Origin of the sequence: Marvinbryantia sp. (assembly GCF_047017445.1) — a bacterium.
Lineage (GTDB): Bacteria > Bacillota > Clostridia > Lachnospirales > Lachnospiraceae > Marvinbryantia.
Genome location: NZ_JBKXTT010000010.1, coordinates 123,922 through 144,835, shown reverse-complemented (window position 1 = coordinate 144,835; position 20,914 = coordinate 123,922). Strand labels below are relative to the sequence as shown.

Genomic DNA, 20,914 nt, shown 5'->3' with positions numbered 1-20,914 from the left:
TGCTTCGGAAGTCTTGGAAGCTTTCTTGTCAGCGTCCAGTGACTTCATTGTCGGAAACAGCAAAACATCTCTTATTGCCTGTGAATCTGTAAGTAACATACACATGCGGTCAATACCGAAGCCGATGCCGCCTGTGGGCGGCATACCGATTTCAAGGGCATTTAAGAAGTCCTCGTCGGTGGTGTTTGCCTCCTCATCGCCCGCTGCCAGAGCTTCCTCCTGCGCTTTGAAGCGCTCTCTCTGGTCGACCGGATCGTTCAGCTCAGAGTAGGCATTCGCCATCTCCCAGCCATTCATGAAGAATTCGAAACGCTCTACATATTCCGGATCCTCCGGCTTCTTTTTCGTGAGCGGGGAGATCTCGATCGGATGATCCATCACAAAGGTCGGCTGGATCATGTGCTCCTCTGCAAATTCCTCGAAGAACAGGTTCAGAATATCGCCTTTTTTATGACGCTCCTCATATGCCACGTTGTGCGCTTTCGCAGCAGCTCTCGCATCCTCCAGCGTATGGATCTCATGAAAATCCACGCCGGCATATTTCTTAACCGCATCTACCATCGTGATGCGCTCAAACGGCTTGCCGAGATCCATTTCCACGCCATTGTAAACGATTTTCGTGGTTCCGAGAACCTCCTGCGCCACATAACGGTACAGGTTTTCCGTCAGATCCATCATGCCGTTGTAGTCAGTATACGCCTGATACAATTCCATCAGCGTAAATTCCGGATTGTGTCTGGTGTCAAGTCCCTCGTTGCGGAACACTCTTCCGATTTCGTATACCTTCTCCAGACCGCCCACGATCAGTCGCTTTAAGTAAAGCTCCAGTGAAATACGCAGCTTCAGATCCTCATTCAGCGCATTGAAATGCGTCTCAAACGGGCGTGCAGCCGCACCGCCGGCATTTGCAACCAGCATTGGCGTCTCCACTTCCATGAAGCCCTGCCCATCCAGATATCTGCGGATAGCAGAAAGAATCCGTGAACGCTTGATGAACGTGTCCTTTACCTCCGGGTTCATGATCAGATCCACATAGCGCTGACGGTAACGCAGGTCTGTGTTCGTAAGCCCATGGAATTTCTCCGGCAGGATCTGCAGGCTCTTGGAGAGCAGCGTAATCTCCGAGGCGTGAACGGAAATTTCGCCGGTTTTCGTCTTAAATACCTCCCCCTTGATGCCGACAATATCGCCGATATCCATTTTCTTAAATGCCTTGTATGAATCCTCACCGACACTGTCGCGCGCCACATAAGACTGGATATTCCCCTTCAGATCCTGAATATTACAGAAAGAAGCTTTTCCCATGACACGTTTGGACATCATACGTCCTGCCAGCGTAACAGATTTTCCTTCCAGTTCTTCAAACCGATCCCTGATATCCTGGCTGTGATGTGTACGATCAAATTTTGTAATTTCAAAAGGATTGTTACCGCTCTCTACCAGCTCTGCCAGCTTTTCGCGGCGCACCTTGCGAAGCTGATTTTCATCAACCTCCTGTACATTCTTCTGCTTATTGTTCTCCTGTGCCATGCTTGCCTCTCCTATTTCTTCCTATATAATGATTATGATCTCTGAATACCAAGTACGCGGTACTTGCAGATACCAACCTGTGTCTCTACCTCAATCTCCTGTCCGATGCTCGCACCGATCAGCGCTTTCCCTACCGGAGATTCGTTGGAAATCTTACCCATAAGACTGTTTGCCTCGGTGGAACCTACGATCTGGTACTCAATTTCTTCTTCAAATTCTTCATCATAGAGCTTTACAGTGCAGCCGACATTAATTTTATCCAGATCAACATCGTCCTCCACAACTACCTCAGCGTTTTTGAGAATCTTTTCAATCTCCTCAATTCTCGCTTCAATATCGCGCTGCTCGTCCTTTGCTGCGTCATACTCCGCATTCTCGGATAAATCTCCCTGCTCCCGCGCCTCCTTGATTTTTCCGGCAACTTCTTTTCTGCGAACGACCTTCAGATCGTGCATTTCATCTTCTAATGCCTTTAACCCCGCATAAGTTAATAAGTTCTTTTTTCCTTCCATTGCTTTACACCTTCCTGTTTATATACTGCAAAAATACTGGTCTTCCCCTTGATGCAACATTCAAAGTATTATATATCATGAAACCGGCGCTGTCAAGCGCAACCGTCCGATTGTTTGATGCGCAACCGTCCGATTGTTTGATGCGCAACCGTCCGATTGTTTGATGCACAGCTGTCCACATTCTGACAAGTCAGATCTCCACCGATCCTGGCGTTATCCCAACAACTCCAGCAATTCCTCCAGCTGCGCGATACTGTTAATTTCGTTTACTCTCCGGCGCAGCGCAGCGCTGTGCGGATAGCCCGCAGTGTACCACGCCACATGCTTGCGCATCTCGCGGATTCCGGTGTATTCTCCTTTATACTGAACCTGCAGTGCAGCGTGCCGCAGGATCATGCGCTTTACCTCTGCCGGCTGCGGCTTTTCCAAGACAAGACCTTCTTTATCATATGCGTTCAGCGCCTGAAATATCCACGGATTCCCGCGCGCTGCCCTTCCGATCATAATGCCGTCGCAGCCCGTCTCTGAAAACATTTTCTGCGCTTTTTCCGGGCTGTCCACGTCGCCGTTTCCGATCACGGGAATCTTCACCGCTTCTTTTACCTGTCGGATAATATCCCAGTCGGCATGCCCGGCATAATACTGCATACGCGTCCTTCCATGCACGGCGATCGCCGCTGCGCCCGCCGCTTCCATGCGCTTCGCAAATTCCACAGCATTAATGTGATCGTCATCAAAGCCCTTGCGGAACTTCACCGTCACAGGCTTTTTGATCGCCCTCGCCGTTTTCCGCACAATTTCCTCCGCAAGCGGCGGATTTTTCATCAGAGCCGAACCTTCGCCGTTGTTTACTACCTTCGGAACCGGGCAGCCCATATTAAAATCAAGAATGTCAAACGGCTGCTCCTCGATCTGCTGCGCCACCTCGCAGATCAGATCCGGATCGCTCCCGAAAAGCTGCAGCGAAACGGGATGCTCGTCCTCCGCAGTCTCCATCAGCTTTTGCGTATTTTTGTTGTGAAAGGAGATCGCCTTCGCGCTCACCATCTCCGTACAGAGCAGCCCAGCTCCCATCTCTTTGCAGAGCATACGAAAAGGCAGGTCCGTCACACCTGCCATCGGAGCAAGAATATAGGGATTTGCAAGCTCCACGCTTCCTATCTTCAAGCTCATTCATCTTCCTCCAGAAAGAATACTCTGTAATACATTTCCAGCGCTTCCAGCAGATCCTGCTTTGTCCGCTGAAGCTCGCGGATTTTTAAAACGCTGCCGATCTCGTCATAAAAGAAATCATCCGAGGCTGCTTCCGTGCGGAACTGCAGCTCCCCGTCCTGGTCAAATTCCAGCGTAAGGATTCCGCCAACGTCATGCGTGTAAAGCACACACATAATCTTCAGCTCATCCTTCACCTGTTCGGGAAGCGCTTCAAAATCCTCATTCAGATAATATTTTTCATTGTACGCGCTCGCCGCGCACAAAACCACATTTTCTTCATACATCCTTTATATCCTCTTTTTAGCAGTACTGGTAAATGCCGCGGACGGAAACCTCTCCCGCATATACCTTCGTGAGGATCCCATCCTCTTTTTCCACCAGAAGCTGTCCCAATTCATCGATTCCTCTGGCAATGCCGGTGTACTCTCCGGCGGGATCGAGCACGCGCACCTGCCGGTCCATATTGGCAAGCAGCTTCTGATACTCACCTACAAGCAGCGACATATCCTGCGTCCCGATAAATTTTTCATAGTAAGCTTCAAAATATTTCATGCAGGTACAGATAATTGCGCCGCGGTCGACCGGATGACCAAGCTCAAGCTGCAGCGAGGAGGCAAGCCCCTTTAATTCCTCCGGAAATTCCGTAATGTTAGCGTTGATTCCGGTACCAATCACTACATAATGGATCCCTTCCATCTCCGCGCTCATCTCCGTGAGCGTGCCGGACAGCTTTTTTCCGTGAATGACAAGGTCGTTCGGCCATTTTATCTGAACGTCCAGCCCGGTGACCTCGCAGACCGCCTTTGCCGCCGCCATCCCGACAACGAGCGTCAGCATGGACGCTTTCTCCGGCCTGATCTGCGGCCGGATCAGAATACTCATGGCAATCGTCGTTCCGTGCGGCGTGATCCATGCCCTTCCGCGCCTCCCCTTGCCGCCGCTCTGATAGTCAGCGACCACCAGCGTGCCGTGCGGCGCGCCCTGCTCCGCAAGCTTTTTCACATAATCATTTGTGGAATCCACGGTATCGAGATATACCAGCTCCTGCCCCGCCCATGCAGTCTCCATGCGGCTTCTCAGCTCCGCGCCGGAAACGGTGTCGGGCGCCGCCACCAGACGATAACCTTTGTTCTGCACTGCCTCGATCTCGTAGCCCTCCTCACGAAGCTGCTGGATTCCCTTCCAGATGGCAGCCCGCGTCACTCCGAACTGCCCGCAAAGCTCTTGTCCGGACACATAATCCTTCTTCGCGCGCAGTGCGCTTAAAATCTTACTCTTCATAATATCCGTTATTCTCCAAGCGTCGCCAGCATGACGGCTTTGATGGTATGCATTCTGTTTTCCGCCTCCTGGAATACCTTTGAGCGTCCGCTGCGGAACACCTCGTCCGTCACTTCCATCTCCGTAAGGCCAAAACGCTCTCCCATTTCTTTGCCGATCCCGGTGTTCAGATCGTGGAAGGACGGCAGACAGTGCAGGAAAATAACATTCTCGCTTCCATTGTCCATGACTTCCTTTGTCACCTTGTAAGGCGTGAGGTCGCGGATGCGCTCCTCCCAGACCTCGTCCGGCTCGCCCATGGAAACCCACACATCCGTGCAGATAACGTCCGCGCCCTTTGTGCCCTCCATCACATCCTCCGTCAGCGTGATGGTAGCGCCGGATTCCTCCGCATATTTCTGACATTCCTCCACCAGCTCCTGCGCCGGGAAGTATTTTTTCGGCGCGCACGCCACGAAATCCATACCCATCTTTGCACAGGCGATCATGTAGGAATTACCCATATTGTAGCGCGCATCTCCAAGATACACCAGTTTGATGCCCTTTAATTTCCCGAAATTTTCCTGGATAGTGAGCATGTCCGCAAGCATCTGCGTCGGATGGTACTCGTTCGTCAGACCGTTCCAAACCGGAACACCGGCGTAGCGCGCCAGCTCCTCCACAATTTCCTGCCCATAGCCGCGGTACTCGATGCCCTCAAACATACTTCCAAGCACCCGCGCCGTATCCTCGATACTCTCCTTTTTACCGATCTGCGAACTCTTCGGGTCGAGATAGGTGGTGCCCATGCCGAGATCGTGCGCTGCCACCTCAAAGGAGCAGCGTGTTCTTGTGCTTGTTTTTTCAAATATCAGCGCAACATTCTTGCCGCGGTGCACATCCACCGGAATGCCTTTTTTCTTCTTTTCCTTCAAGTCCGCGGAAAGCTCCAGAAGACTTGAAATTTCCTCCGGTGTAAAATCCTTCAATGTTAAAAAATTACGTCCCTTTAAATCCGTCATTTTATTTTTTCCACTCCTCAGTTTCCACTTTTCCTGAATACCCAGATCCGCTATCTTCTCGCCCGCCTGCTGCACAAGACGCTCTATCAGACTGTCCTGGCGCTCCGGCGTTTTATCGCCCTCACGCAGGACACGAAGCGCATCCTGGTATCCGCGCTCCATATTTTCCTGGCATCGCACGGCGGAAAAATCCATAATATTGCCAAGATCCTCCTCCGGCGCGATCGTGATAATGTTCGCATTTTCCGGTATGGATACCGGACGCTCAATACCGATACCATAAATCCGGATAACAATGATGTTTTTGATGCCTTTCTGCAGCAGCGTGCCGACCGGCACATTATCCACAAAGCCGCCGTCCAGATAGCGCTTCCCCTCAATCTTTTCGCTCTTGAAGATCGGGGAGATATAGGAGCTGGCGAGCAGATAATTTACCATGTCCTCCTCGTCCGCCTCATTCATGTGGATTTCCAAGGCCTTGCGGTCTGTCACAGAGACCGTCCGCACATAAAAATCAATCCTCGATTCCCGTATCTTCTGTGTGTCCACATTTTCCTTCAAAAGCTCGCGCAGCGGCTCTATCTCAATTCCTCTGTCTTTGAGAATATCCCGCCCGATTTTTAAAATCTCCGAAAGCGGAAGCCTGCCCTCAAACAGCGCCTGCATTGCATCATCGTCCACACCGTCCATAATACTGGAATATCTGATATTTTTCCAGAGCTTTTCCGCCCGGTCGATATCATCCATACAGATCAAAGCTCCGTTCAGAGCGCCAACGGAGGTGCCCGCAACTGCCTTAATTTTTACGCCCGCCTCGCGCAGCGCTTTCCAGGCGCCTACCTGGTAGGCGCCTTTGGCACCGCCGCCCTCAAGCACAATCCCGTATTCCCGGTTTAAATCTATTTTCGGCATAAATGCTTCTATCCCTTTGCTTCCCTATTCACTCTTTGCAATTTCCGCAGCAGCCTTCACAAAGCCCGCCATATTCTGCATCTCGGACGGAATGATGATCTTGGTCGCCTGCCCGTCCGCCACCTTCGTCATTGCCTCAAAGCTCTTGAGTGCAAGCACGCTGGAATCCGCACCCGCTTCCTTCAGGAAACGGATACCGTCGGCATTCGCCTGCTGCACCTTTAAGATTGCCTCCGCCTGGCCTTCCGCCTCGCGGATCATCTTTTCCTTTGCCGCCTCTGCGCGCAGGATCGCCGCCTGCTTCTCCGCCTCCGCGTCCAGAATGATTGACTGCTTCTTACCTTCCGCGATCAGGATAGCGGATTTCTTTTCACCCTCTGCCACCAGGATCGTCTCGCGGCGCTCACGCTCCGCCTTCATCTGCTTCTCCATCGCCTCCTGGATGGCTGCCGGCGGGATAATGCTCTTCAGCTCAACACGGTTTACCTTGATGCCCCACGGATCAGTCGCCAGATCGAGCGCCGCGCGCATTTTCGTATTGATGACATCTCTTGAAGTGAGCGTTTCGTCCAGCTCAAGCTCTCCGACAATGTTTCTCAGTGTGGTAGCCGTCAGATTCTCGATCGCCATGATCGGGTTCTCCACGCCGTATGCGTACAGCTTCGGATCCGTGATCTGGAAGAACACGATGGTGTCGATCCGCATGGTTACGTTATCCTTTGTGATAACAGGCTGCGGAGCAAAGTCCACTACCTGCTCCTTTAAGAGCACCTTGCGCGCTACACGGTCAATGAGCGGCACTTTAAAGTGGATGCCAACACCCCAGGTCGTCTGATAGCCTCCCAGACGCTCAATCACATATCCATATGCCTGCGGAACTACCTTCACGCAGGAAGTCAGAAGCAAAAGCACGATCAGAACCAGTACCAGAATAATCCCTATAGTCATATTTTTGTCTCCTTTTCTTTTACAATCAGTTTTACGCCTTCTATCGCGGCGATCTGCACGGTGCTGCCTGTTCTGATGATGTGTCTGTCATCCGCAGAACGCGCGGTCCATTCCTGTCCGCGTACCTGCGCTTTTCCGACGCTCTTCAGATTGTCGATGTCTTCTGTGACACAGGCAATCTGGCCGATCAGCCCGTCTGCGTTCGTCCGCTCACGCTTGCGGTTTACGCAGCGCACGGCAAACGGTCTGGTGAAAAGCAGCAGTATAAAGGACACGGCAAGAAAAACGCCGCACTGCACCCACACATTTATACCGAGCATGCAGACTACCATCGCGGCAATCGCTCCGCCTGCAAACCAGATGGTCGTCAGTCCCATCGTGATCACCTCAATAATCAGAAGCAGGGCAAACAGAATAAGCCAGTATATCGGTTCCATAGAAATCCTCCTCTCCATGTATCGCCTATGGGATTATTATACACCAAAGGAGAGGGAAGGTAAACAGAAAAATAGAGGACATTGCACTCAGGAACTTCGTTCCTTCGTTTGGGACATTCGTCCCATAAAAATACCGCCATGGATGGATGTATGCGTGCAAGCACCGACTCCCTCTGCTCCGTCATGCGCACTCAGGAACTTCGTTCCTTCGTTTGGGACATTCGTCCCATAAAAATACCGCCATGGATGGATGTATGCGTGCAAGCACCGACTCCCTCTGCTCCGTCATGCGCACTCAGGAACTTCGTTCCTTCGTTTGGGACATTCGTCCCATAAAAATACCGCCATGGATGGATGTATGCGTGCAAGCACGCACATCCGTCCATGACGGTATTTTTGCATGACTCATTGTTTAATAAAATTGATGGTCTCCGATCTGCTGTCCCTGACCGCTGCCGGCGTTGAAGTAGAGGGCGTCTCCTACGGTGCCCTCACCGTTGAGCGCAGCGGCTGCCGCATCGTAGCAGTCCTGCGGAGCGTTGCCGATTACCTGGTCGAGCCAGCCGGAACTTGCCGGTGTGAACTGCCCGCTTTCATAGATAACGCCGGAAATACTGTCCGCGAAGGAGGAGCTGTTGACGCGGTTCATAACAACCTGACCGACCGCAATCTTTCCTTCCTCACTCTGGTTGCCTGCCTCACAGTAGATAAGAGCTGCCAGGAGATCCAGGTCGCTTGCGCTGTAGCTTGTATCGGTGGAACCATCGGCCTCAGTGGACGGATCAATGTATTCGTCTCCGCCAAGTCCATCGTCCTCGCCTTCGTCCCAGACGCCAGTCTCTTCATCGCCTTCTACATATGTATCGTCTGCGTATGCGCCCTCGTCGCTCCACGCTTCCGTCTGCACTTCCGCTTCTGTATAGTCTGTCGTGCTGTAATCTTCCGTTTCCACATAGCTTTCTGTCTCTACATAAGCTTCTGTTTCCACGTAACCTTCGGTCTCCACATAGTTTACCGTTCCGTAATCTACATCTTCCGCATAGCTTTCTGTTTCCGGATAGCTTTCTGTCTCTGCATAGGCCTCAGTTTCCATATAATTTACAGTACCATAGTCCACATAGCTTTCCGTTTCTGTATAATCTTCCGCTGCAGCGTAACTGTCGTCTGCATAGCTTTCTGTTTCCGGAACGGTTTCTGTCTGAACCGGTGCAGTCTGCGGGGCGTTCTGTGTGCTCTCCGTCTGCGCCGGTGCCACATATGCATCTGTAGCGATCGCGGTGTCAAGCACGGTGGTCATTTCCACATCCTCTGCCGCCACATATCCCATACTGCCGTCCGCAAGCTCTACCTCTACCCAGTTTGCCGTGCTTCCAAGCACCTCGTAGCCCTCGCCCTCATTCAGCGTGCCGATGACAGAGGATAAATTTTCATTATCGGAAAATACCTTTACGCCGTCGTAATTGGCAACTGCGCCCAGGACACCGTAGATCGATTTTAACTGTTCCGCCGTATCGCCAAACGCAAGATACTCCGTTTTTACATAGCCGGAAATATTTCCGGATTCAACCAAGGTCCAATCCGCATCCATGCTGCGCACGATCACGCCGGCGGCGCCCGGAACAAAGCCGATCACTTTGCTGTCCCCGGATGCAGATTCGCGGATCAAAAGGTCAGTCTCTACGTTTGCAACAGCAATGTTTTTGCCGCCGCACTTATCCGATACAGTGGCTGCAGATGCCGCGCCGCCCACTGCTGCTGCAAGTGTGAGCGTGGATACGGTAGTGCAGAGAACCTGTTTCATTCTTCTTTTCATAGTCAATAAAACCTCCTATGTACAGGCAAACTTACCTCATTTTCGCCCGTTTGTTACAAATTTGTTAACTTTATTACGCACTCATTTTATAACAGTTAATAATTTTTGTCAATAGAAAGATTGTACAAAAATGCACGGCAGCTATCATAAACTGCCGTGCGCCCTGTTTTCCATATGAGCCGAAACGATTCTTTTTCTCTGCCTTTTTGCCTCAAACATCAGTACCGCCGCGGAAACCGCCGCGTTTAGGGACTCCACTTCCCCGGACATGGAGATTTTTATGCGGGCATCCGCGCTCTGTGCCAGCTCTTTTGTAAGTCCTTTTCCCTCATTTCCGATCAGAAAGGCGCAGCCCTTCCGGTAATCCTGCGCGGTGTACTCGCCGCTTCCCTGCAGGTGCGCCGCATAGGTGCGGATACCGCGTTTGCCAAGCTGCTCCAGCACCGGCGCAAAATCCTTTACGTACAGAAAAGGCATACGGTAGATGGAGCCCATGGTGGAGCGAATGGTCTTTGGATTGTAGATATCTGCGGTGCCGCTGCTCATAATGATCCCGGCTGCTCCTGCCGCCTCCGCGGTACGGAAAATGGTGCCGAGATTTCCCGGATCCTGAATATCCTCCAGAAGCATCAGCATAGGGTTTTCTTTGCGCAGCATCTGAGACAGGGTATATTCCCGCTGCCGGATGACACAAAGAATCCCCTGCGGCGTTTTCGTGTCGGATGTAGATGCAAAAACGCGGTCCGTCACGATCTCCGGCTCCGCTCCCTCTAAAAGAGCGCGGTTTTCCTCTTTTTCATAGAAACTCTCGGATACGTAGGTCTTTACAAGCCGATCCTTCGGCGTCTCGCGGTACATCCGAACGCCTTCCGCCACAAAAAGCCCCTGTTCTCTGCGCGCCTTCGCTTTCGTGAGAAGCTGCACAAGATTTTTTATCTGTTTATTTGACGTACTGTTAATCATAATTATACCGAGAGGGCATATGCCACTTCCCACATATATTCCCCAAGATCCTTCTGCATTGCCAGCGCCTCGTCGATGTCAAAATCAGTGAAGTCGCCGTGACGATAACCGACCACGCGGTTTGTCTTGCCCGCGCAGAGCAGATCCACCGCATATGCGCCCATCATGGACGCGTACACGCGATCCTTGCAGGTCGGACTGCCGCCGCGCTGCATGTGTCCGAGAATGGTTGCGCGCGTCTCAACGCCGGTCGCCGCCTCGATACGGCGCGCCATGGACGTCGAATGACCGATGCCCTCCGCATTGATGATGATATGATGCTTTTTGCCGCGCTTTCTGTTTTTCAGAATGTTGTTGATCAGCTTCTGCTCGTCGTAATCATATTTTTCCGGCACAAGAATATCCTCCGCGCCGTTCGCAATGCCGCAGTAGAGGGCAATATAGCCCGCATGTCTGCCCATTACCTCGATGATGCTGCAGCGCTCATGCGAGGTAGAGGTGTCACGCACCTTATCGATCGCTTCCATTGCCGTGTTGATCGCGGTATCGAAGCCGATGGTGTATTCTGTACAGGCAATATCCAGGTCGATGGTGCCCGGAACGCCAATGGTGTTGATGCCAAGAGACGCCAGCTTCTGCGCGCCCGCAAAGGAGCCGTCGCCGCCAATGACTACCAGTCCTTCGATGCCATGCTTGCGGCAGACTTCCGCGCCAAGCTTCTGCCCTTCCTCCGTGCGGAACTCCGAGCAGCGCGCCGTTCCGAGGATGGTACCGCCGCGGGAGATCGTGTCGGACACGTCGCGCGCCGTGAGGTCGCGGATCTCTTCATTTAAAAGTCCGCTGTAGCCTCTGTAGATGCCTTTTACCTTTTTTCCATTATATATCGCTTTTCTGACTACCGCACGGATCGCCGCATTCATGCCGGAAGCGTCGCCGCCGCTTGTCAGTACGCCGATGGTGTTTACCTCTTTTGCCATTTTGAAGCCCTCCTTCGAAAATTACGATTTGCCTCTGCCCATAGTGTAATGCATTTTGCGTGTATTTTCAAATAGTTTTTACGTTTTCACTGCCAAATTTCTCCGCCAGCGCCGCAAGCAGATCCTGGTCGGCATTCACGGCCCAGTTTTCAGACAGCTTTTTGACGGAACGCGGGGAGCGCACGTAAATCGCCACGCGGTCCCGCCCGTCCGAGCCGCGCAGGATACGGTACATTTCCTGCTCGCCCGCCTGATAGCTCGCCATATCCGGGAACTGTATCCACACCTCTTTCGTGATATCTGCGAATGCCGTAATACTCTCGCAGATCAGCTTGCTCGCCTTGTCATCCTCCGCGGAAACTCTTCCGGTGATAAATACTTTTTCGTCGACATTTAAAAGCTCGCGGTTTTTCTCGTAGCTGCGCGGAAATACCACCACCTCAACCGTTCCGAGCAGATCCTCCAGTGACAAAAACGCCATCGTCTGATTAGTCTTTGTGTATTTGATCGTCTTGCCCGTGATCATGCCGCCCACCGTCACGCGGCTCTGATCCTGCACCAGCGGGATCCCCGTCTCCTCATCCGGCTGAAAATCCGTCGTGACATTGGTAATGCGCTTGCGCCACAGCTCCTCGTAAGCCTCCAGCGGATGTCCGCTGACATAAAAGCCAAGCACCTCTTTCTCAAAAGCAAGAAACTGTTCTTTTTCATACTCGCCCACATTCGGCATGGAAATCTCGTAGTGTTTTTTCTCCTCCTCACCCATAAAGTCGAAAAGGTTCATCTGACCGGTGAGCGACGTTTTGCGCTCCTGGTTGACCGCGTCGCACACCTGCGCGTAGACCATCATCATCTGCTGGCGCGTTCCGCCCAGGCTGTCGAGCGCCCCCGACTTGATGAAGCTCTCCAGCGTGCGCTTGTTGATGTCCTTGCTGGACATGCGCTCGACAAGATTTTTCAGTGAGGTATACTGTCCGTTTCGCTCGCGCTCCTCCACAAGCGCGGCGATCACCGGTTTGCCGATGCTCTTGATTGCCGAAAGTCCATAACGGATCTTGCCGTTTTCCACGGAAAACCCGCTCTCTCCGCGATTGACGTCCGGCGGCAGGATCTCAATTCCCATCTGCCGGCAGGTCAGATGATACGCTGCCACCTTCGGCGGGTTATCGATCACCGATGTCATAAGCGACGCCATAAATTCCAGCGGATAATAATATTTCAGCCACGCCGTCTGATAGGAAACGACCGCATAGGCCGCCGCGTGCGATTTATTGAAGGCGTACTTTGCAAAGTCGATCATATCGTCGTAGATCTTATTTGCCACCTGTTCTGAGATGCCGTTTTTGATGCAGCCCGGCACTCCCTCTTCCTCGTTTCCGTAAACGAAATTGCGCCGCTCCTTTTCCATGACGGACGCCTTCTTCTTCGACATCGCACGGCGCAGAAGGTCGCTTCTGCCAAGCGTGTAGCCGGCGAGATCCCGCACGATCTGCATGACCTGCTCCTGGTACACGATACAGCCGTAGGTCGGCTCCAGGATCGGCTGAAGCTGCGGGCAGTCGTAGGTGATGGTCTCCGGATGGTTTTTTCCGCGGATGTACTGCGGAATAAAATCCATCGGTCCCGGACGGTAGAGGGAAATTCCGGCGATCATATCCTCCAGGCTCTGCGGCTTCAATTCCTTCATGAAATTCTTCATGCCGCCGCTTTCAAGCTGAAACACGCCGTCCGTCTTTCCTGTGCCAAGCGAATTTAGTACATCCTTATCGTCATAGTCGATCTTATCCATATCCAGCACTTTTCCGGTATCCTTTTCCACCAGCCTGGTGGCGTCCTGGATGACCGTCAGCGTGCGCAGGCCGAGGAAATCCATCTTCAGAAGCCCAAGCTCCTCCAGCGTCGTCATGGTAAACTGTGTGGTGATGGAGCCGTCGCTTCCGCGCGAGAGCGGCACGTACTCATCCGCCGCCTTCTGGCAGATCACGACGCCCGCCGCGTGCATGGAGGTGTGACGCGGCAGACCCTCCAGACGCTTCGACATGTCGATCAGCCGGTGCATCTGCGGATCTTCTTCATAAATTTTGCGCAGCTCGCTGTTCTCCTGCAGCGCCTTGTCCAGCGTGATATTTAATTCCTGCGGCACCATTTTTGCTACGGAATCCACAACGGAGTAGGGGATGTCCATAACGCGCCCGACGTCGCGGATAACGCCGCGCGCCGCCAGCGTACCGAAGGTGACGATCTGCACAACGCGGTCCTTGCCGTATTTGCGCACTACGTAGTCAATAACCTCCTGCCTGCGTTCAAAGCAAAAATCAATATCAATATCCGGCATGGAAACGCGCTCCGGGTTGAGGAATCGTTCAAACAGCAGGTTGTATTTGATCGGGTCAAGCTTCGTGATGCCAAGCGTGTAGGATACCAGGCTCCCCGCCGCCGAACCGCGCCCCGGACCGACGCTGATGCCGTGGTCGCGCGCGTAGCGGATGAAATCCCACACGATCAGGAAGTAATCGACATAGCCCATCTTCTTGATAATGCCAAGCTCGTAATTGAGTCTTTCCTTCAGCTCCGCGGCTTTTTCCGGCGGATAGCGCAGCGCAAGCCCATCGAAGCAGAGCTTATTGAGATATTCCCACGCCGTGTAACCCTCCGGCACATCAAAGTGCGGCAGCTTTGTGACGCCGAACTCGATCTCCACGTTGCAGCGATCGGCAATCTTCTGCGTATTTTCCAGCGCCTGCAGCGCATACGGAAAAAGCTGCGCCATCTGCTCCGGCGATTTCACATAATACTGTCCGCCCTCGTAGCGCATACGATCCTCGTCCTGCAGCTTCTTGCCGGTCTGGATGCAGAGCAGAATGTCGTGCGCCTCGGCGTCAGACGCCAGCGTGTAATGCACGTCGTTCGTCGCCACCAGCTCAATGCCGGTCTCCGCGCTCATGCGCAGAAGCTGCTGGTTGACGATCTGCTGGTTGGCGATCCCATGATCCTGCAGTTCCAGGAAGAAATTGCCCTTGCCGAAAATCTCCTGGTACTGCAGCGCGATCTTTTTGCCCTCGTCGTACATGCCGCGCACCAGATAACGCGGTATTTCCCCCGCAAGGCAGGCGCTCAGCGCAATGATGCCCTCGTGGTACTGCTGCAGAATTTCCTTATCGACACGCGGTTTGTAATAGTAACCCTCCACAAAGCCCGCCGAGACGATCTTGATCAGATTGGCATAGCCGACGTTGTTTTCCGCCAGCAGCACCAGATGATAGTAACGGTCCTCACCGCCGGTATTCTCACGGTCAAACCGGGAATTTGGCGCAACGTACACCTCGCACCCGAGGATTGGCTTGATACCCTCCGCGCGCGCCGCCCGGTAAAAGTCGATCACGCCGTACATTGCGCCGTGGTCGGTGATCGCCGCGCTGTTCATGCCAAGCTCCTTCACCCGCGCCACATATTCTTTTATTTTATTCGAACCGTCCAGGAGGCTGTACTCCGTATGGACATGTAAATGCGTAAAATTCACGTTTGTACCTCCGAATGCATTGCAGCAAAAAACCGCCGTAAAATAATATACCCATAGTATACCATTTTACAGCGGTCTTTTCATCTCTTTTTTGAAATTACTATTCACAGTGAATAGTAAATCTTAGCTGTTCATCATATAGGAGATCAGCTTTTCGATGTCCTCCGGCTCGTATGCCAGAATCTCCAGCTCCGGAATCTCTCCGTTGGAGAAGATGTTTGCCAGGGAAACGTACTGGCAGAGCTTGGATTTGAGGTTCAGTCTGTCGCCCTCACCCGTTACCAGCTCGACCTTACCCTTGCAGCTGTCGATCACTTCAAAAAATCTATTGATATCGGTAATATTCTGTACTTTCATACGTTTACTCCTTCCTTTCCCTCTTGTTTGTTACTTTTTTATCATACCCCACAAATTGCGTATTTACAAGGGGTTCCGGAAGATTCTCCCTTTTTTACAAGTGATTCGGGAGAGCGCTGTTTTTACTTCAGTGCAATTACCTCAATTTCCAGCAGAACATCTTTCGGAAGTCGTGCAACTTCCACACAGGAGCGCGCCGGATACGGCTTTGTAAAATACTCCGCATAAATCTCATTGATTCTGCCAAAATCATTCATTTCCTTGATAAATACCGTTGTTTTTACCGCCTGCGCCATGGAAGTCCCCGCCGCTTCCAGCAGGTTTGCAAGATTTGAAAACGCCTGTCTTGCCTGTGCCTCCACGCCCGCCGGGATTTCACCGGTGGCCGGATCTACCGGGATCACGCCGGAGGTGTATACCATCCCGTTCACCTCGATCGCCTGGGAATACGGTCCGATTGCCGCCGGTGCCTTTTCTGTGCTGATTACCTGTTTCATCGCTGTTTCCTCCTTGATAAGTTTATTTTATTTTTCGGATCGAACGCTCCGTGATTTCCACGCGCCCCTCTTTTAAAAGCCTGCCGACGCCGCGCTTAAAGGCGTTTTTGCTCAGTCCGAGCTCGCGTTTGATCACCTCCGGCGACGCTTTATCGCCAAACGGAAGCACGCCGTCAAATTCTTCGATCACTTTCATAATGTTTTCGGCGTCTTCGTCCATCTGCAGATATGCTTTTTCACGCGCCGAAAGATTCAGCTTTCCATCCTCTTTCACTTCCGTGACACGCGCCTGGATCGTATCGCCGATAAAGAAACGCCCCGCCGCCTCTTTTCTGGGAATCAAGCCGGAATAGCGGTTGTCCACCGCCACAAATACGCCGAATTCCTCGCTGATCTGGTAAATGGTTCCGGTAACGTGGTCATCCTTCTTATAGGAAGAATCGGTACGAAGGTACGGATAAACGTTCATGGTTGCGCAAAGGCGACTGCTCTTATCGATATAAAGCGCAACCAGGCATTCCTGCCCGGCGCGCACCTTTGCCGTCTGCTGCCTGAACGGAAGCAGAAGATCCTTTTCCAGTCCCCAGTCGAGAAACGCGCCGATGGACGCAACCTGCGCCACCTTCAAAACGGCAACCTCTCCAACTGTCAGCGCCGGTTCCCTTCTTGTTGCGATCAGACGGTCTTTGGAATCCTTATATAAAAAGACCTCCAGCTCGGCTCCGATCCCGGCATCCGACGGAACCTCTTTTTTCGGGAGCAGCACACGCTCCTGCGGGTTTTCCTTTTCTCCAAGATAAACCCCGAAATCTGCCTTTTTCAGAATCGTTAATTTCTGTTTCTTTCCTAACTCCAGCATAATCCTCTCCCTGCCCTGATACTTTTGCTCTGATCCCCTCATTGAAGCGCTTCCGCAGAAAATTCCACGACCGCAAATGGTTTTTCATCACTTCCGCAAAGGCTCACCGTACAGCGCTGCGGCTCTGTGTGCACAAACGGCACGATAATGTCGTGCAGAACAGCAGCCTTGCGGTATTCCACACGAATCTGCTTTACTTCAAAATTTTCCGGCAGATACTCCTCTGCCATCAGAATATACTGCCCATTATTCACGTGATGATTGGTGTCCAGATGACTGCGCATCACCGGAAAGCTGTCCTTCTCCGTGCTCTCCTCCGGTACGGAAATCTTGCGCGAAAACGCTCCCAGCGGCAGCGCCTCTTCCATCTCATACGCCGCCAGAACATCCTTGTCAACCCGGCACGGATGCCCGCTCTCCACATTCAGATAAATCCACACGGAATCCGCGCTCGCCAGTGTCTTTCCCTCACCATCCAGCATCCGGAAATTACGGTTGCCGAAAAATCCTTTAAAATCATACGGCCACGTTTCTGTAATAATCTCTTCCCCAAGCTGCGGCAGCCTGTCAATGACGATCTTCCAGGATGCCAGAAGCCATGCCCGGCGCCGCTCGCCAAGCCTGTCCAGTCCCACGCCAAGCTCCTCTGACTGAAACGTGCTGCAGTCCTGGAAGTAGTTCACCAGACCGGGCAGCGTAAGCTTCTTATCCTCGCCGATCTCGCTGTAGCGGATACGGCTGCGGTATTGATAACTCATGCAAATCATCCCTTCTGTAATATGCAGGTGTAAAAAAAGAGCTGCTTCAGCAACTCTTTATACTCCATATCAGCTGTAAACGCATCCAGTTTATCACACAATTTCACAATGTGCAAGGGAACATTCTCGCGTTTTTGTCCAACTTACTGTTCACGTCGTTCACAGCAACCTAACTTACGGATCGTCCCTTACGGCCCGCAGCCTTGCCGCCTGATCAAGAATTTCTCTCCGCTCCTTTTCCAGAAAAAGCACATCACTATGGGCAAAATAGCGGTCACATCCGTATTTGCTTATAAACTCTGCCGCTGATGGATTCTGCAGCAGATCCGATGTAAGGAGCGTCAATTCCATTCCTTCGCCAAATGCCTGTTCCGCAAAGGAAAATCCCCTGTCCAGAGCCGCTGATACCTCCTGCACACATACGGACAATTTTTCCTTCTCTGCTATCCAAAAACTTTTCAGTATTTCTGTCATCTCTTCTTTCTTCCTGCATCGTATCTCCCGTATTTTCTGATCACAGGAACGTATCACATGCTGTACAAATTTTTCTTCCGTTAATTCTTCCTCTGCGACAAGCTCTGCCTGGCTTTTGACCAGAAACGCTTTCTCCCGCTGTTCCATCCATTCATGAAATCCTTCTTCCGTATGTTCCCACTGTTCCAGCGCATCACTCAAATGACGTACGATAAGACTCTTTCTTTTATATGTTTCAAAATATGTGTTCCAGCCGTCAACGATCATTCCAGTTACCGCCAGGCGCTCATCTGCATTTCCTTTTGCTGCCAGACATGCCAATTTCTGAAGCTTTGTCTCGCTGCAGCTTCCCTGCAAAATTTCCATGATCCTGTAATCCTGCAGATATTTCCTGTACAGCACATAATAGGAAGAAAAATCTCCTGCAATTGCGGGATCCCGGATATATTCCGGAATTACTTTGTACGCATCCTCGATCCCCATTTCTTCATAGCTTTGAAGAATCACAGATAAATCTTCCCATCCTCTTGCTGTGACAAAATGTTTCTCCGCTCCGGTATCCTTCACATAATAAAACCTGTCCGGATGCATATTCAGCCACGAAAGAATAGCCGGATGAACGTTGTGTCCATATGCATATTCCTTCCATACCTCGTAGTCTTCTTTGATGTCCATCATGCGGACGCGGTCCAGCGTGACAATATCAAATTCTCTTGCCGTATGATTATATTCCTGCGGATTTCCCGCTGCTATGATCACCCAGCCCTTCGGCACTCTGTGCGCCCCAAAGGTCTTATTTTGCAAAAACTGAAGCATGGTCGGGATTAAAGTCTCCGATACGCAGTTGATCTCATCAATAAAAAGAAGTCCTTCCCTGCATCCGGATCGTTCCATGCACTCATACACGGACGAAATAATCTCGCTCATCGTATATTCTGTTGCTGTAAAGGTTTCCCCCTCATACTCTTTTTTTATAAGAACGGGGAGCCCCACTGCGCTCTGCCTCGTATGATGCGTCATTGTATAAGCTACAAAACCGATGCCAAGCTCATTTGCAGCCTGATTTACAATTGCCGTCTTTCCGATCCCAGGCGGTCCTATCAGCAGGATCGGTCTCTGCCTGACCGTCGGTATCCTGTAATTTCCCACATCATCTTTTCTCAGATATGCCTTTACTGTATTTTTGATCTCTTCTTTTGCTTCCTTAATATTCATAGCTCCTCCAGATCAAACTTCTGTGCCCATGCAGGCGCTTTCTGATACCCGCTTTTTTTATGATAAAAAATAAATGCCGTCTGATAATCTGTTTTTTCTGTGGGGTAAATACCGTCTCCGTCTGTAAAATACATCAGACATTTCAGATTTTTCAGTTTCTTCTCCCTGCGAAGCTCTTCCACATAACGAAAAACAGGCTGAAAATCCGTATCACCTCTTCCATGTATCACCAGATGAGCCATATATTCTTTCCATTCCTTTTCACAGCTAATGTGCACCGCGTCCTGCACCATCAGATCACACTGCAGGATATATACATTCATTTTACGAAAAAAATTCTCCCCGTCACGGAATATACTGTAAACTTCCTCCATAAAACGGCGTACGGTATCCGTCTTGCAGGAGCCTGATGTATCAATTGCAATCACAAGCTCCTGAAGCTTCCTCACCTCACTGTATTCCGGATGCTCTACAAGCAGCATATTGCCGTAATGTTCCAATCCAAACAGATAAGGAATATAATCGATTTCTTCCATATCCATCTGCATTTCTTCTCCTGTCTCGGCAAACCGGCGCAGAAAACGGCGAAAATCTGCCCTTCCGCCCTTATGGATATGCAGCGCTTCCAGATCACTGTCTGATTTTCCACCGGATTTACGGAGGCCTCCGCCGGATCCGGCTCTGCCGGTTTTTGAAATTCGATCCCAGTATTGTCTCACATCTTTTGCTGTTTTCTTCTTATCCGATAAATTCCAGTATCGGTGGTCATCCACCTGATACTGTGCTTCCATTTCTCTTAATGTTTCTTCCGAAAGAGAATTTTGAAGCAGTACCCGGTAAATAAGTTCCGGGCGTATTTCATCCTGGTCTTCCTGACGTATGGTATCATGTTCCCGGATTGTAGGAAGCTTAGGCTGTGTGCCATTTATTTTTTGCGTCAAACGCTTTACTGCCATGTCACAGGCAAGATTCCACAGACGCTTATCCGGCATGGACGCCGTTATCGTATGAAGGAACAGGTCATGCATCATCATATGCAGAAGTAAATGCTCTGTCTCATCCATGGAAATACAGAATTTTTCAATCAAAAAACCGGGATTGAAATAAACCGTATTCTCCCTTTTGTACAGATGAACGTCTTTGCTTTTCCTGAATTCAAGCCCACACAAATACGGACGGAAAAAAGGATATTTTCCGCTCAGTGACAATATGGTCAGATCCCAGATTCTTTTGCAGATCCGTTCCTCTTTATTTTGAATATCTCCTATATTCTCAAAGGTTTCTTTTGGACTGCTTTCTTTCTTTTTATCTGCATCGCTGCAGCGCTTTTGCTCAAGAAGAACGGCTGTTATTTCTGTCCGGTGTTCTTTTCCTGCTTTTGCAATCATTTCATCTATGATCGTTTCCGTCATCCATCCTGTGGCAAGGAGGTTCCGCAATTTATCTGCAGCATTCTCGCTGATCAGAACACTGGCAGCAGGCCGGATCCTCTGACGCAGATAAAAGCCCAGACGTTCCTTCCATTCCCCTTCGGACTTATCAAAATATTCCAATGCAATTTTCAATTTCTGCGGCGGCTGTTTTGTCTCCAGAAACTTTTTCTTCCATTCCTCCATCATTGGCTCCCGACAAATTCTGTTTTCCT

Annotated in this window: 18 protein-coding genes; all 18 read right to left on the bottom strand. The window is 51.2% G+C overall.

Annotated features, from left to right (window positions below; all coding sequences use genetic code 11):
* Positions 1-1,530 (bottom strand): lysine--tRNA ligase (gene lysS, locus ACLU9Q_RS12985; RefSeq protein ID WP_412625384.1); only part of this gene is annotated, 1,530 nt, incomplete at its 3' end.
* A gap of 32 nt (positions 1,531-1,562) precedes the next feature.
* Positions 1,563-2,042, bottom strand: coding sequence for a transcription elongation factor GreA (gene greA / locus ACLU9Q_RS12980; RefSeq protein WP_296833844.1), 480 nt, complete (start codon positions 2,040-2,042; stop codon positions 1,563-1,565).
* Between the two features lie 213 nt (positions 2,043-2,255).
* A complete protein-coding gene (gene dusB, locus ACLU9Q_RS12975; RefSeq protein WP_296833847.1) occupies positions 2,256-3,215 on the bottom strand; it encodes a tRNA dihydrouridine synthase DusB in 960 nt (319 codons plus the stop codon).
* Positions 3,212-3,541, bottom strand: a complete 330-nt coding sequence (locus tag ACLU9Q_RS12970) for a DUF6145 family protein (RefSeq protein WP_296833850.1) — start codon at positions 3,539-3,541, stop codon at positions 3,212-3,214. Before ACLU9Q_RS12970 ends, dusB begins: the two co-directional genes overlap by 4 nt.
* Before the next feature lie 16 nt (positions 3,542-3,557).
* Positions 3,558-4,538, bottom strand: a complete 981-nt coding sequence (locus ACLU9Q_RS12965; RefSeq protein WP_412625383.1) for a biotin--[acetyl-CoA-carboxylase] ligase — start codon at positions 4,536-4,538, stop codon at positions 3,558-3,560.
* An 8-nt stretch (positions 4,539-4,546) separates the two neighbouring features.
* Positions 4,547-6,451, bottom strand: coding sequence for an ornithine carbamoyltransferase (gene argF, locus ACLU9Q_RS12960; RefSeq protein ID WP_412625382.1), 1,905 nt, complete (start codon positions 6,449-6,451; stop codon positions 4,547-4,549).
* A gap of 24 nt (positions 6,452-6,475) precedes the next feature.
* Positions 6,476-7,399 carry an SPFH domain-containing protein gene (locus ACLU9Q_RS12955; RefSeq protein WP_412625381.1) on the bottom strand — a complete coding sequence of 308 codons (924 nt, stop codon included), beginning with the start codon at positions 7,397-7,399 and terminating at the stop codon, positions 6,476-6,478.
* Entirely contained in the window at positions 7,396-7,836 is a 441-nt protein-coding gene (locus tag ACLU9Q_RS12950) for an NfeD family protein (protein ID WP_296833864.1), read from the bottom strand. The genes ACLU9Q_RS12955 and ACLU9Q_RS12950 overlap by 4 nt, the downstream gene beginning before the upstream one ends.
* Before the next feature lie 412 nt (positions 7,837-8,248).
* Positions 8,249-9,649, bottom strand: a complete 1,401-nt coding sequence (locus ACLU9Q_RS12945; protein WP_296833867.1) for a cell wall hydrolase — start codon at positions 9,647-9,649, stop codon at positions 8,249-8,251.
* 144 nt (positions 9,650-9,793) lie between these two features.
* On the bottom strand, positions 9,794-10,612 hold the full coding sequence (locus tag ACLU9Q_RS12940) for a TrmH family RNA methyltransferase (RefSeq protein ID WP_296833870.1): 819 nt from the start codon (positions 10,610-10,612) through the stop codon (positions 9,794-9,796).
* A 2-nt stretch (positions 10,613-10,614) separates the two neighbouring features.
* The gene (pfkA, locus tag ACLU9Q_RS12935; RefSeq protein ID WP_296833873.1) at positions 10,615-11,589 is read right to left on the bottom strand and encodes a 6-phosphofructokinase; all 975 of its coding nucleotides are present in this window, start codon (positions 11,587-11,589) and stop codon (positions 10,615-10,617) included.
* A gap of 67 nt (positions 11,590-11,656) precedes the next feature.
* Entirely contained in the window at positions 11,657-15,109 is a 3,453-nt protein-coding gene (locus ACLU9Q_RS12930; protein ID WP_296833876.1) for a DNA polymerase III subunit alpha, read from the bottom strand.
* Positions 15,110-15,232: 123 nt separating this feature from the next.
* Positions 15,233-15,466, bottom strand: coding sequence for a hypothetical protein (locus tag ACLU9Q_RS12925; RefSeq protein ID WP_006861554.1), 234 nt, complete (start codon positions 15,464-15,466; stop codon positions 15,233-15,235).
* Between the two features lie 122 nt (positions 15,467-15,588).
* Positions 15,589-15,963 (bottom strand): RidA family protein, encoded by a 375-nt coding sequence (locus ACLU9Q_RS12920; RefSeq protein ID WP_296833887.1) that lies wholly within the window; start codon positions 15,961-15,963, stop codon positions 15,589-15,591.
* Between the two features lie 22 nt (positions 15,964-15,985).
* Positions 15,986-16,822, bottom strand: coding sequence for a S1 RNA-binding domain-containing protein (locus ACLU9Q_RS12915; RefSeq protein WP_296833890.1), 837 nt, complete (start codon positions 16,820-16,822; stop codon positions 15,986-15,988).
* 38 nt (positions 16,823-16,860) lie between these two features.
* A complete protein-coding gene (locus ACLU9Q_RS12910) occupies positions 16,861-17,580 on the bottom strand; it encodes an acyl-[acyl-carrier-protein] thioesterase (protein ID WP_296833893.1) in 720 nt (239 codons plus the stop codon).
* A gap of 174 nt (positions 17,581-17,754) precedes the next feature.
* Positions 17,755-19,269 (bottom strand): AAA family ATPase, encoded by a 1,515-nt coding sequence (locus tag ACLU9Q_RS12905; RefSeq protein WP_296833894.1) that lies wholly within the window; start codon positions 19,267-19,269, stop codon positions 17,755-17,757.
* Positions 19,266-20,888, bottom strand: coding sequence for a VWA-like domain-containing protein (locus ACLU9Q_RS12900; RefSeq protein ID WP_296833897.1), 1,623 nt, complete (start codon positions 20,886-20,888; stop codon positions 19,266-19,268). The genes ACLU9Q_RS12905 and ACLU9Q_RS12900 overlap by 4 nt, the downstream gene beginning before the upstream one ends.
* Between the last annotated feature and the right edge of the window lie 26 nt (positions 20,889-20,914).